The 13,328-nt window shown below is 60.2% G+C and carries 11 protein-coding genes; 7 read left to right on the top strand and 4 right to left on the bottom strand.

The annotated features are described in order from the left end of the window. The first annotated feature begins 2 nt into the window (after window positions 1-2). From ACJ2A4_RS04735 to ACJ2A4_RS04715, 5 genes are all read left to right on the top strand, one after another. Window positions 3-539, top strand: coding sequence for a gluconokinase (locus tag ACJ2A4_RS04735; protein WP_408873817.1), 537 nt, complete (start codon window positions 3-5; stop codon window positions 537-539). Between the two features lie 3 nt (window positions 540-542). After that, window positions 543-1,070 (top strand): YaiI/YqxD family protein, encoded by a 528-nt coding sequence (locus ACJ2A4_RS04730; RefSeq protein ID WP_408873816.1) that lies wholly within the window; start codon window positions 543-545, stop codon window positions 1,068-1,070. 52 nt (window positions 1,071-1,122) lie between these two features. Then, window positions 1,123-1,995: a LysR family transcriptional regulator gene (locus ACJ2A4_RS04725; RefSeq protein ID WP_408873815.1), complete on the top strand. Its 873-nt coding sequence runs from the start codon at window positions 1,123-1,125 to the stop codon at window positions 1,993-1,995. A 139-nt stretch (window positions 1,996-2,134) separates the two neighbouring features. Next, window positions 2,135-3,577 carry an aldehyde dehydrogenase gene (gene aldA / locus ACJ2A4_RS04720; protein WP_408873814.1) on the top strand — a complete coding sequence of 481 codons (1,443 nt, stop codon included), beginning with the start codon at window positions 2,135-2,137 and terminating at the stop codon, window positions 3,575-3,577. 54 nt (window positions 3,578-3,631) lie between these two features. Next, window positions 3,632-4,159 carry a type 1 glutamine amidotransferase domain-containing protein gene (locus ACJ2A4_RS04715; RefSeq protein WP_408873813.1) on the top strand — a complete coding sequence of 176 codons (528 nt, stop codon included), beginning with the start codon at window positions 3,632-3,634 and terminating at the stop codon, window positions 4,157-4,159. Between the two features lie 70 nt (window positions 4,160-4,229). Here the strand turns inward: ACJ2A4_RS04715 and ACJ2A4_RS04710 are convergent, their stop codons facing one another. From ACJ2A4_RS04710 to ACJ2A4_RS04695, 4 genes are all read right to left on the bottom strand, one after another. Then, the gene (locus tag ACJ2A4_RS04710) at window positions 4,230-5,336 is read right to left on the bottom strand and encodes a glycerophosphodiester phosphodiesterase (protein ID WP_408873812.1); all 1,107 of its coding nucleotides are present in this window, start codon (window positions 5,334-5,336) and stop codon (window positions 4,230-4,232) included. Window positions 5,337-5,347: 11 nt separating this feature from the next. Further along, the gene (locus ACJ2A4_RS04705) at window positions 5,348-7,723 is read right to left on the bottom strand and encodes a TonB-dependent receptor (protein WP_408873811.1); all 2,376 of its coding nucleotides are present in this window, start codon (window positions 7,721-7,723) and stop codon (window positions 5,348-5,350) included. Window positions 7,724-7,831: 108 nt separating this feature from the next. Continuing rightward, window positions 7,832-9,271 (bottom strand): helicase HerA domain-containing protein, encoded by a 1,440-nt coding sequence (locus tag ACJ2A4_RS04700; protein WP_408873810.1) that lies wholly within the window; start codon window positions 9,269-9,271, stop codon window positions 7,832-7,834. Between the two features lie 4 nt (window positions 9,272-9,275). Continuing rightward, window positions 9,276-10,499, bottom strand: a complete 1,224-nt coding sequence (locus tag ACJ2A4_RS04695; protein ID WP_408873809.1) for a TIGR03862 family flavoprotein — start codon at window positions 10,497-10,499, stop codon at window positions 9,276-9,278. Window positions 10,500-10,573: 74 nt separating this feature from the next. Here ACJ2A4_RS04695 and panC point away from each other — a divergent pair, with 74 nt between their 5' ends. Together panC and ade are read left to right on the top strand one after the other, a co-directional pair. Continuing rightward, entirely contained in the window at window positions 10,574-11,401 is an 828-nt protein-coding gene (gene panC / locus ACJ2A4_RS04690; RefSeq protein ID WP_408873808.1) for a pantoate--beta-alanine ligase, read from the top strand. A 58-nt stretch (window positions 11,402-11,459) separates the two neighbouring features. Further along, window positions 11,460-13,157, top strand: coding sequence for an adenine deaminase (gene ade, locus ACJ2A4_RS04685; protein ID WP_408873807.1), 1,698 nt, complete (start codon window positions 11,460-11,462; stop codon window positions 13,155-13,157). Window positions 13,158-13,328 lie beyond the last annotated feature (171 nt).

Below are 13,328 nucleotides of genomic sequence, written 5' to 3'. Positions count from 1 at the left end.
AGATGACGGAACACGAAACGAAGATGGGTCTGAAGCCGCGTTTTCTCGTGGTCATGGGCGTGTCCGGAACAGGCAAGACAACGGTTGCAACCGGACTGGCCACGCGTCTGGGCTGGCATTTTCAGGAAGGCGATGCACTGCACCCGCCGGCTAATGTCGAGAAGATGAGCACCGGCCAGCCGCTGACCGATGCGGATCGTGCCCCCTGGCTTGCGCTTTGTCATGACTGGCTGCGCGAGCAGGTGAAGGCCGGACATGGCGCGGTGCTGACCTGTTCCGCGCTCAAGCGCTCCTATCGTGAGCAGCTTCGCGGTGACGATCTGCCGATCGAGTTCGTGCATATCGACACGTCGGCCGGAGAACTTGCTGACCGATTGCAGCGCCGGGAAGGGCATTTCATGCCGGCGAGCCTGCTGCCCAGCCAGCTTGCGACACTTGAAGTGCCAGGCGACGACGAGCCGGTGATCCGTGTTTCGGGCGAGAAGCACCCCGATGTGGTGCTGGAGGAACTGATCCGTCATTTTCAGGCGGAGGACTGATCCATGGCCGAGACCACCCGGCTTCTGGTGGATGCCGATGCGTGCCCGGTCAAGGATGAGATCTACCGGGTCGGGGCACGCTACGGCCTTAAGACGATTATTGTCGCCAATAGCTGGATGAACATTCCGCAATCGCCGCTGATCGAGCGCGTCGTGGTGCCGGAAGGGCCGGACGTGGCGGATGACTGGATTGCAGAACAGGTGACGCCTGCGGATATCGTCATCACCAATGACGTTCCGCTCGCCGTGCGCTGTCTGGCGAAGCAGACTTCCGTCCTGCGTCCCAATGGCGAGGAAATTGACGAACGCTCCGTCGGCATGGTCTCGGCCATGCGCGATCTGATGCAGGGTCTGCGCGAGACGGGGACGGTCACGACCTATAATCCGTCCTTCGGCAAAGCCGATCGGAGCCGGTTTTTATCCGCACTCGATACACTCATCGTGCGACTCCGCAGGAAAGCTGCCCTGGCCAGAACGGTCCCCAGTTCTTCCCAAACAATCCACAGGCCCTTCCCCGGAGATGTTCCCTGATTCTGGGGATATGTTTTTCCGGCGGATGACTTTTCCCCGCTGAGGACCTCCCATGAATCCGCTCCGCCTTGCCCAGATTGAAATGTTCTGCGCCGTCGTGGAGGAGGGGACAGTCATTGCGGCCTCCCGCCGGCTGAACTGCGTGGCGTCCAACGTGACGGCACGGCTCAGGGAACTGGAACTTCTGGTCGGGCAGGAGCTGTTCCTGCGCGAAAAGGGGCGTCTGATCCTCACGCCGGAAGGGCGGCTTTTTTATCGGCAGGCTCTGCCGGTCGTCTCCGGGGCGCAGTCCCTGACGGATCTGTTCGCCGAGGGCAGTCCCCGCGGTATCCTGAATATTGGCGCGCTGGATGTGGCGCTTGAAGGCTATCTGCCGAAGATCGTGCCGGATTTTCTGACGGCCTGTCCCGGCGTGGAACTGAAGATGTTCCTGCGCCCGACCTATACGCTGGAGCGGATGCTGGCGGATGGCGAGATCGATCTTGCGCTGACTGATGGCCCGATCGTTCATCCCCTGATGGAAAGCCGCTTTGCCTTTCGTGAGAAGCTGGCCCTTGCCATGCCGGAAGGACAGAAGGGCGCGCGGGATGGGCAGCATGTTTTCCTGTTCAATACCGACTGCTTTTACCGGCGCTATTTCGAGACCTGGCTTGAGCGGCATGGTGTCTCGAATGCGATTATCCATACGGTCGAATCCTATGACGTCATCCTTGCCTGCGTTCAGGCGGGACTGGGCATTTCCTGCGTCCCGCACAGTATCCTCTCGCAGGTGAAAAGACGGCGCCGTGAAGGGATCGTGTTTACGTATCCGGAAGATCTGAAAGGCAGTGAGGTCTATTTCATCTGGCGTGAGCCGGGACTGAATGATCTGGGGCGGAGATTTCTGGACCATGCGCCAACATATCCAGACACTCACAAAAAGTGAGTCCTGAGCTTACGAATCATCACTTTTTATTATGAGAGAATGCCTGCACCTTACGGTCATCGAATGAACTGCTGGTTGGCTGATGCGTCTGTTTCATCACGGAGCGCATGGTCGCCACACAGAAAATGCAGGAACCTTCATGACTGAGAAAAACAATCTCTTCATCAATGGAAGCTGGGTCGCACCGAAGGGCGGAGAGTGGATCAAGGTTGAAAACCCGGCCACCAAAGCCGTTGTCGCCGAAGTCGCCAAAGGCGGTCAGGCCGATGTGGATGCGGCCGTCTCTGCCGCAAAATCGGCATTCATTGGCTGGAGCCGCCGCACAGCGACCGAACGTGCTGATTACATTCACGCCCTCAAGGATCTGGTGAAGCGCGACAAGGAAAAGCTTGCCGCCATCATCACGTCCGAAATGGGCAAGCCGCTGAAGGAAGCCCGGATCGAGGTGGATTTTGCGATTGGTCTGCTGCGCTTCTCAGCCGAGAATGTGCTGCGGCTTCAGGGTGAAATCATCCCGGGCAGCTCCCCGGAAGAGAAGATCCTGATCGACCGCGTGCCGCTGGGCGTTATCGGTGCGATCATGGCCTGGAACTTCCCGCTGGCGCTTTGTGCCCGCAAGATCGGCCCGGCTGTGGCCGCGGGTAATACGATTGTTGTCAAGCCGCATGAACTGACGCCGCTGGCCTGCCTGCATCTGGCAAAGCTGGTCGAGGAAGCCAAGATTCCGCATGGCGTCATCAATGTCGTGACGGGTGATGGCAAGGATGTCGGTGTGCCGCTGGTGGCGCATAAGGACATCAAGCTCATCACGATGACGGGCTCGACCCCGGCTGGCAAGAAGATCATGGCCGCTGCGTCCGAGATGCTCAAGGAAGTCCGGCTTGAACTAGGCGGCAAGGCACCGTTCATGGTCATGGAAGATGCCGATATCGACCGTGCAGCCGATGCCGCAGTCACGGCGCGCTTCAACAATGCCGGTCAGGTCTGCACTTGCAACGAGCGCACCTATATTCATGAGGCCGTTTACGACAAGTTCGTCCAGAAGGTCCGTGAGAAGATCGAGGCTCTGAAGGTCGGTCTGCCGACGGACCCGTCCACGGATATGGGCCCGAAGGTGAGCGAAGACGAGCTCAACAAGGTCCATGAAATGGTCGAACATGCTGTTCGTCAGGGCGCACGTCTCGCCATTGGTGGCAAGCGTCTGACAGGTGGCGTGTATGACAAGGGCTATTTCTATGCCCCGACGCTGCTGACGGATGTCACGCAGGACATGGACATCGTTCATAACGAGGTGTTCGGTCCGGTCATGTCGCTGATCCGCGTGAAGGATTTCGATCAGGCGATCGCCTGGGCCAATGACTGCCGCTACGGCCTGTCGGCTTATCTCTTCACGAACGATCTGAGCCGGATCCTGCGCATGACCCGCGATCTGGAATTCGGTGAGGTTTATGTGAACCGTCCGGGTAGTGAGGCGCCGCAGGGCTTCCACCATGGCTACAAGGAAAGTGGCCTGGGCGGCGAAGACGGGCAGCATGGCATGGAAGCCTATGTCCAGACCAAGACCATCTATCTCAACGCATAATTGTCTGACGGGCGGCGTCTTCCGTCGCCCGCATTCTCTGAAAGGACCGGAACCATGGTAAAAGTCGCTGCACTGGCCACTAACGGCCTTGAAGAAATCGAACTGACGGGTCCGCAGGAAGCGCTGGAAAAAGCCGGTGCGACCGTCACGGTTATTTCCCTCAAGGCAGGGGAATTCCAGGCCGTGAACAAGGACATCTATCCGTCCAACAAGATCCGGGCCGATCTGGCGATTGCTGATGCAAAGGCCGAGGATTATGACGCGCTGCTGCTTCCGGGCGGACTGGCCTCTCCGGATGCGTTGCGGATGAACAAGGATGTCGTGGCATTCGCCCGCGCTTTCGTGAAGGCGGGCAAGCCGATCGCTGCCATCTGCCACGGCGCGCAGACGCTCATTGAAGTAAATGAACTGAAGGGGCGGACCGTCACGTCCTGGCCGGCTATCCGGACGGATCTGGAAAATGCGGGTGCGAGCTGGGTGGATAATGAGGTCGTGGTTGACGGACCTTATGTCTTCTCACGCTGCCCGGATGATATTCCGGCTTTCAACAAGGCGATCATCAAGCATTTCAAGATCGCCTGAGATTTCTGTCAGCTCACAAAAAGGGGGCTCTCCCGGTCGGGAGGCCTCCTTTTTTGTTGGGCAACGGCCTTCAGATTATGCCCTTCACGGCAATGCGCCCCAGTGCGGGATCATCCGTGAAGAAGCCGTCGATCCCCATATCCAGATAGCGGCGGACTTCCGCGATCATGCCTCTGGGGTTGCGGGCGGCGTCTCCGGCATCGCTGCGAAGCTGGGCCGGGAGGAAGTGGTTTTCTGGCCGTGCCGTGTAGGAATGGACCAGAAGTCCGGCCTTATGGGCATCCGTTACGAGCGTGGAGGGCTCAAGCCAGGCGCCATTGCTGTCACGAGGGATCAGGTCCGTGTTGGACGGACCGATCACGTCGGCATAGCGGCGGACTTCCTTGAGGCCTTCCGGCGTCATGAGATCACCGAACGTCGTGCTCTTGCCGGCCGCCAGAAGATCGGGCGGGATGTCCTTGCGCTCGCCCATGAGCAGCATCAGACGTGCCTGCGGGTTGATGGACAGGACGTCTGCCCGGATGCGGCCCAGATTGCCGGTTTCGAAAGACTGGAGTTCCAGCGGAGCCTGCCGGGTGTAGTCATGGGCGGCGATGGTCCGCAGGAACGCGGCTTCGGGGTTCAGGCCGAGGCTGTTGAAATGGGTGGAATGCTTGATTTCCGGCACCAGTCCAAAGACCTTGCCCGTCGCGGCTGACTGTGCGGCGACCTGCTCGATGACTTCCTCGAAGGTCGGGATTTCGAAATGGTCGTCATAGCGGGTGTTGTGGACCCGGATCGTGGAAAGACGCTCGCGGGCACGAAGGGTCTTGAGTTCGGCTAGTGTAAAATCGGTGGTGAACCAGCCGGTTTCGTTCTTTCCGTCAATCTTCAGCGTGCGATGACGGGAGGCGAATTCCGGATGGTCCGCCACATCCGTCGTGCCGGCAATGTTGCTCTCATGGCGGACGACCAGATGGCCGTCCTTTGTCATGACAAGATCAGGCTCGATGAAATCCGCACCGTCCATCATGGCGCGGGCATAGGAGGCCAGCGTGTGCTCCGGACGCAGGGCCGAGGCCCCGCGATGGGCGAATACGAGAGGTTTGGGAGCCAGTGACGGCGCCGCCTTTGCCCGCAGGTGGAGAGCGGGAACTCCGGCAGCCAGCAGGCCCAGTGCGCGGCGGCGTGACAGCATGACGGAACTCCTTACAGGGCGGCGCTGATGCTCAGGAAGAACATGCGTGGCGCGATGGGATAGGCCGAGAACTGACCCGATGTCTGGGTCGCGTTGATCGTGGACCATCCCTTGGTGTTTGTCAGGTTGGTAATGTTGCCCTGGACCTTCAGGGACGCCAGATGCGGAATGTTGCGGAAGGTGTAACCCGCGTTCAGGTTGAACTGCGCATAGGGTGCGGCCCACATGTCGTTAGTGTAGGTCGCATAGCGCTTGCCAATGACATCACCGATGAACTGGCCATAGGCGTTGCCCCAGTTCGTGGTGAAGACGAACTTCTCCGACCAGTCCGGCATGCCGACGACGTTCTTGCCAGCCGTATGAATGATGCTGGAGCCCGTGCTGTAATTATCGTTGTAAACGGACCTGTTGTAGGACAGCGCGTTATACAGCGAGAAATGCGGGCCGAAATGGGTGGTGAAGGAGAAGTCCATACCATCCGTCGTGACCGAACCCACATTTGCAAGCGTGGTGGCCGAACCGATAATGGATGACAGCGTCTGCGTCGTGGCCACAGCCAGAAGGCGGTTCGAGAAATGGACGTGATAGTACTCGACCTGACCTTCGATCGCCGTCAGCGGGCCGAGATGGATCTGGCGGTGCTCACGCAGACCGGTCTCATACGTCCATGAGGTTTCGGGCTTGCCGTTCTTCTTGAACTCTTCGAAGGCGGCCTGGCTGGTGGCGCCCCATGGGGTTGCGTTGCCGTAGCCTGCGTCCTGGAAGGAGCGCATGTTTTCCTGGATGTTGGCGAACCACTGTTCATGCTTCGTGATGTCCCAGACCGCGCCGAAAGCGGGGAGGAACGGCTTGGCGGCGTCGATCTCGCCACCCGGTGCCGTCACGGCATAGGACGGAGAGAGGGAGCCCGGCTTTGCAGCGACCGGCAGGGTGCCGTTCGTATAGACCAACTCGGATTTGAAGCCCGCCATCAGGGAGAAAGTCTTCGAGATCTGCCAGTTGTCCTGCAGATGCGTGACAAACGTGTTGGTGTAGAAATTGTTGGTGTACTGGTCGATCAGGGCGTTCTGCTGGCGCTCGTACGGCGTGGTCGGGTTGTTGGCGTCCAGCGGATACCAGCGACGGGCCTGCGTGTTGTTGTTGCGCTCATACCAGCCACCCAGTTCGATCGAATGCCTGCCGAGATGGTAGCGCAGCGTGGACATCAGGCCGCCGCGGTTGTCCCAGTATTCAGTCGTGCGGGTTGCATAGCCCGAGCCACCAAAAACGGTATTCAGATCCTGACCCGGATAATAGGCAGCGAACAGCGTCGGCAGACCGGCAGCCGAGATCGGGCCGGCGACAACACCTTCACCCAGATCATGGTGATAATAAATGCTGTTGTCCCAGTGCAGGTTCTCGCTGAAATCATGCGTCCACTTGGAATAGGCAAGGAAATCCTCGCGCTGGGCCGCTGAATAGTAATTGCGATAGTTCAGGCCGACCGCATTGGCCTTGGCATAGTTGAAATTCGGATAGGTGAACGGACGGACATAAATGCCGTAACCCTGCGGCAGCGTAACGCTGTCTTCATTGGGTTCGACCTTCTGGGACCAGTCGAAGAAGGTCGAGAAATGATCGTGTTCGCTGTTGTGCACGAACTTCGCGTTGACCTGATAGCCACCCTGATGACCGGCGAAATCCCAGGCGCGGGCATCCTGACGGGAGAAGGACACATAAGCCGAGTTGCCATGGCCGAACTCACCCGTATCGAGGCGGGCGAAGGTCCGGAACGTGGACCAGCTGCCGAAAACCTGTTCGATCTGCGCGCCGCGCTTCTTCAGCGGGTCCTGCGTCGTGAACTGGAGCGTACCACCGAGGTTGGAGGTGGATGCTGTGCCCAGCGCACCGGCGCCCGAGGACACGGATGCCGAGCCGATGTTTTCGCTGATGGCCGCGCGCTGCGGGGACAGGCCGTTATAGTTACCGTAAGCCTGATCGCCGAGCGGAATGCCGTCGAGCGTATAACCAAGCTGGTTCTGGTTGAAGCCGTGGACGTAGAGCGAGGAGTTCTGCTCGTTATTGCCCCACGGATCAGCGTTGTTGAACACGACGCCGGGCAGAATTTCGAGCGCCTTGACCGGGTTCACACCCGGCAGGATCCGCTGAAGCTGAACGCGGCCCAGAGCCTGTTCGGAACGGGTGCGGCGCGCGGTGATGACGAGCTGTTCGCTGCCACCGGCGACGGCTTCAGCCTTGGCCTTGTGTTTGGCATCATGCCGGGCGGCTGTGGTTTTCTTTGTGGCTGCCGTTGCTGCATCGGCAGAGGGGGAAATAGCTGCAGCCAGCGCAAATGGCGAGCAGAAAACGGTCAGAAGCAGGCGGGAACGCAGCAGGTTGCGCGGCATTGAAAGTCTTTCCGGAAGGAGAAGAGATCGAACGCGGCGAAAACTAATCTTTCCTTAAAGAACTGCGTGTGAAGCTCCTGTGAACGTGGAGTGACAGAACGATGACAGTCAGGCCGTCTGCCATCCCAGCCCGACAATGGCGACGCGACGGCCCAGCGGCGTCTCCTGAAGAACGATGACTTCGCGCTCTTCCAGATAGTTCAGCTGCCGGCGTGCTCGGCCGAGCGAGTGCGTGCCATAGGCGCGGGCCAGAGCCTCGTCACCTGGGCAGGTTTCGCCGTCCAGCGCCGTACGGGCGAGGAGCAAAAAGACGCCCTGTACGTCCTCGGGTAGCGTCGCGGCGATGGCCTGGGCCTGTTTCCAGTCCTCGCTTTCGGAACGCTCGCGGTTCAGGCCGGCACGGATGGTGGCCAGCATCCGGTGAAACGGCCCCAGTTCCAGCACATTGCGCGACAGACCCTGAATCCGTGCCCGGAGCTGGAAGTCCTGATACAGGGTGGCCAGCGGCTTGTAGTCCGAACCTTCACCAGCCACGACCTCAGCCACCAGTTCCCAGAGCTGATCGGGATCGGCCTCTATTGCGGCTGCTGCGGGAGCAGGCTCTTCGGCCTCGCGTTCTGCCCCATAGGCATCAAGCTGTGCCAGAAGGTCCGGCGGGGGCGGACGGGACTCCCGGCGGGGACGGGGGGTAAACTCCTGAACCGGTTCGAGAATGATGTCCCGCAGGTCTTCGGCCGAGACCGGTTCGAGCGGCACGAGAACCGGGCCAGTAGCATGGCTTGCTGTCGTGACGGGGCCGATGGTCACGAGCTTCGGACGGCGGCTCAGGGCGGGACCAAGCGCCATGAACTGACCGCGTGCCAGATCCCGGAAGGATTCCGCCGCCCGGCGCTCCATGCCCAGAAGATCGGCCGCACGCGCCATGTCGATATCAAGGAAGGTCCGGCCCATCAGGAAGTTGGACGCCTCGGCCGCGACGTTCTTGGCCAGCTTGGCAAGACGCTGCGTTGCAATGACACCGGCCAGACCGCGCTTCCGGCCACGGCACATGAGGTTCGTCATGGCCCCGAGCGACAGGCGACGGGCTTCATCGGACGTATCACCCCCCGCGACAGGCGCGAAAAGCTGGGCTTCATCGACCACGACGAGGACGGGATACCAGTGCGCACGGGGGGCCTCGAACATACCGTTGAGGAACGCGCCGGCTGCCCGAAGCTGCATTTCGGCTTCGACCTGCTCAAGGTTCAGCACCACGGAGGCGCGATGGGCGCGTACGCGTTCGCCCGCCGCGCGGAGGCTAGCTTCGGACTGGTCTTCGACGTCGATCACCAGATGGCCGTAATGGTCGGCCAGGGTGACGAAATCGCCTTCCGGATCGATCATGACCTGCTGGACGAGGGTAGCCGTCTGCTCCAGCAGGCGCCGCAAGAGATGCGATTTTCCCGAGCCGGAATTGCCCTGGACCAGCAGGCGCGTGGCCAGGAGTTCCGGCAGATCAATGCAGGTGTCGGAGCCGTCGCGGCCCTGTCCGAGAACGATGGATGTCATGGCGTCAGGCGATAGCGGAATTGGACAATTCTAGCCACCCAAGGACGCCATTTGCCGCCGCATGGGCCGTGGAAAAACAGCCCTGAAGCAGATAGCCGCCCGTGGGCGCCTCCCAGTCCAGCATTTCACCTGCCACGAAAACACCGGAGCGGGATTTCAGCATGAACCGCTCGTCCAGGGCATCCTGACGCACGCCACCTGCCGTCGAAATGGCGCGATCAAGGGCATTCATACCGATCATCGGCAGGGGGAGGGCCTTGATTGTCTGAGCAAGCTGGAGCGGGGTAGCGTCTTTCGGGGTGGCGGACTTCAGAAGCTCGCGGGAGGGGGCATCCAGCGACAGGGCCTTGCGTAGCCGGTTGCTCTGGCTCTCCCGTTCCCGCTGGGCCAGCAGGCGTTTCAGGACGTCGTCCACTGAAAGCGTGGGGCGCAGGTCGAGCGTAAGGACTGCACGTCTTTCGGTCGTGATTTTGGCCCGCAAATCTGCTGAAAGCGCGTAGAGCGCCGAGCCTTCCAGCCCGCGCGATGTGATGGTCAGGTCGCCACGCGTCTGTTGCGTGCCGAAAGTCAGGCCCACGGAGTGAAGCACGCTGCCTTCATGCCGGGTCGCGAAATCAGCGGGCCAGTCGGGCAGGAAACCGCAATTCGCGGGGGCGAAAGGCGCTGTCTCATCCGTCATGAAATCCGTCCAGCGGCCGTCCGATCCCAGCCGGGACCAGCTTGCGCCTCCCATTGTCAGAACGGTCGCATCGGCCTTGAAGGATGTCTGGCCTTCAGCAGTTTCGAACCGCAGTGTTGCGCCGTCCCAGCCCATAAAACGGTGCCGGGTATGGATCTGGACGCCCTGTTCCGCCAACCGCTGGAGCCAGGCGCGCAGCAGGGGAGAAGCCTTCATCGCCGTGGGGAAGACGCGCCCTGAGGAGCCGGAAAAGCAGGCCTGTCCCAGTCCTTCGGCCCATTCCGTTAACGCCGATGGCGGAAACGCGCGGATGGCGGGTTCGAGCCAGTTTCGCGCTTTGCCGTAGCGGCTCAGAAAACGATCCAGTGGCTCCGAATGCGTCAGGTTCAGGCCGCTGCGTCCTGCCATGAGCAGCTTGCGCCCCACGCTCGGCATCCGGTCGAAAACCTGCACCCTGCATCCCCGCGCGGACAGGATTTCTGCCGCGAACAGTCCTGCGGGACCAGCTCCGATAATGGCGACGGATGGGGAAGGGGGCGCAGCATTCATAAGCGCCTGATTGCCATGTGAAACAGGGTTTGTCAGGCTCCGCTCCCGCAGTTTCAGCCGGGAAGGGACATGACATGCAGGTTTTTGAGACAATCGGGGCGTTTCGTGCGGCGCGGACGGCCTATCCGACCCTCGGTTTCGTTCCGACCATGGGGTTTCTGCATGAAGGCCATCTCGGACTGGTCCGGCGGGCGAAGGCGGAAAATGGTGCGGTGGCTGTCAGTATTTTCGTCAATCCCACGCAGTTCGGCCCGAATGAGGACTATGCCTCCTATCCGCGTGATCCAGAGCGTGATCTGGCGCTTCTGAAAGAAGCCGGGGCCGATTTGGTGTTTCTGCCAATGCCCGATGTGCTCTATCCGCCCGGTTCAGTCACCCGGATTGAAGTCGGCGGCGTTGCGGATGAACTCGAAGGCCAGTCTCGCCCCGGACATTTCTCCGGTGTGGCGACGGTGGTGACCAAACTGTTCAACATCGTTCAGCCGCAGCGCGCCTATTTCGGGCAGAAGGATGCCCAGCAATGCGCGGTGGTGCGCCGCTTCGTGGCGGATCTGGATATTCCGGTTGAAATCGTGGTCTGTGAGATCGCGCGGGAAGCGGATGGTCTGGCCCGTTCCAGCCGTAATGTGCGTCTGACGACCGAAAACCGCCAGAAAGCGCCAGCCCTGTTTCAGGCTTTGCAGGAAGCCGCACGGCTCTTTCGCGATGGCGAGCGTGATGTAGACACTCTGGAAAATGCTATGCGCGCGGTCCTGACCGAAGCCGGACTTCCGGATATCGACTACGCGACGGTTGTGAACGCAGACACGTTCCGCCGCGAACAGCCCTGTTCCGATAACACTCTGGCGCTTCTGGCCGTGCGGGCCGGGGAGGTCCGGCTGATCGACAACATGCCGCTTTGAGTTGCTCACCCTTCGTGCGGTATAAGCATGAACTGCTGACGTACGGAGGATTTCAGACATGCAGAAAACCATCATGCGTCGTGTGGCCCAGGGACAGGGCCATGAACCCGCCGATCTGGTCATTAAAAACGTCCGACTGTTCGATCTGGTCACGGGTGATCTCATCCCGACCGATATCGCCATCTGCGGTGATCGGATTGTTGGGACTTATGGTGAATACGAAGGGATAGAAACGATTGACGGCGCAGGCCGGATCGCCGTGCCGGGCTTCATCGACACCCATCTGCACGTTGAATCCTCGCTCGTCACACCGTTCGAGTTCGATCGCTGCGTTCTGCCGCATGGTGTGACGACAGCCATCTGTGATCCTCATGAAATGGCCAATGTGCTGGGGCGTGCGGCGTTCGATTATTTTCTGGCCGCTGCCGAGCGGACCATCATGGATCTGCGCGTCAACCTGTCGAGCTGTGTTCCAGCCACGTCCATGGAGACATCGGGCGCTGTTCTGAACGTGGATGATCTGCTGGCCTATCGGGACCATCCGAAAGTGATCGGTCTCGCAGAGTTCATGAACATCCCTGGCGTTCTGAATGGTGATCCGGGCTGCGTGGACAAGCTAGCCGCCTTTGCTGACGGGCATATCGACGGTCACGCACCGCTCATGCGGGGCAAGGCCCTGAACGGCTATCTGGCGGCCGGCATTTCAACCGACCACGAAGCCACGGCTGCTGATGAAGCGCTGGAAAAAGTGCGCAAGGGCATGACGGTTCTGATCCGGGAAGGATCGGTCTGCAAGGATCTTGAGGCGCTGGTGCCATTGCTGAATGTCGCGACCTCGCCGTTCTTCGCGTTCTGCACTGATGACCGCAATCCGCTTGAAATCGCCCATGAGGGCCATCTGGACTTCCTGATCCGTCGGGCCATCGAACTGGGCGTGGAACCGCTGGCCGCCTATCGTGCAGCATCCCTGTCCGCTGCCACAGCTTTTGGTTTGAAGGATCGTGGACAAATCGCGCCGGGCAAGCGTGCGGATATCGTCCTGCTCGATGATCTGGAACGCTGTCAGGTGTCGGACGTCATTTCCGCCGGTCGTCTGGTGAACGACGCGCTGTTTGCCAGCCGCGAGATTGTATCGCCCGTTGGGCTGGAAAGCGTGAAACTCCCGCGCCCGGTAACGGCGCAGGACATGCGTATCGAAGGGAACGGTGCAAAGCGGCCGGTTATGGGACTGATTCCGGGTCAGATCATCACGGATTTCCTGCGTCTGGATCTGCCGGAAAAAGATGGATGTGTTCTGGCCGATCCCGCTCAGGATGTCGCCAAGGTCTGCGTCGTGGCGCGGCATGGACATAACGACAATATTGGGCGTGGTTTTGTGCGGGGTTTTGGCCTGACAGATGGGGCGCTGGCGTCGTCCGTAGGCCATGACAGCCATAATATCTGCGTCGTTGGAACCAATGATGCCGACATGGCCCATGCGGTGAACCATCTGGAGAAAACCGGCGGCGGTTTTGTGGCGGTGCGTGACGGCAGGGTTCTGGCAGAACTGCGTCTTCCGGTTGCCGGCCTGATGAGTGATGCGCCTTACGAACAAGTACGGGACGATCTCATCGTTCTGCGAAAAGCGGCCAAAGACATGGGGGTGGTTCTGGAAGAACCATTCCTGCAACTGGCTTTCCTGCCACTGCCGGTCATTCCCCATCTCAAGATCACGGATTTCGGGATGATTGACGTGCGGACTATGACCGTCGTGTAGACAAAGCCTTTCTGGAGGCAGGGCTCATAACCAGCATTGATGGTATGAGTCCTGTCTTTTCAGGCGTTAGGCCGCCCATTGTTCATAAAGAAATATCAATGTGATGGATGAAGCCGCCGAGGCCGAGAACTTACCCGATAGGTTGAAGGTGGAGGGATCGAAGAACCGTTG

Origin of the sequence: Gluconobacter roseus, assembly GCF_046058915.1 — a bacterium.
Classification (GTDB): domain Bacteria; phylum Pseudomonadota; class Alphaproteobacteria; order Acetobacterales; family Acetobacteraceae; genus Gluconobacter; species Gluconobacter roseus_A.
The sequence above is the reverse complement of the archived record's forward strand: the minus strand, read 5'-3'. Positions and strand labels throughout refer to the sequence as shown.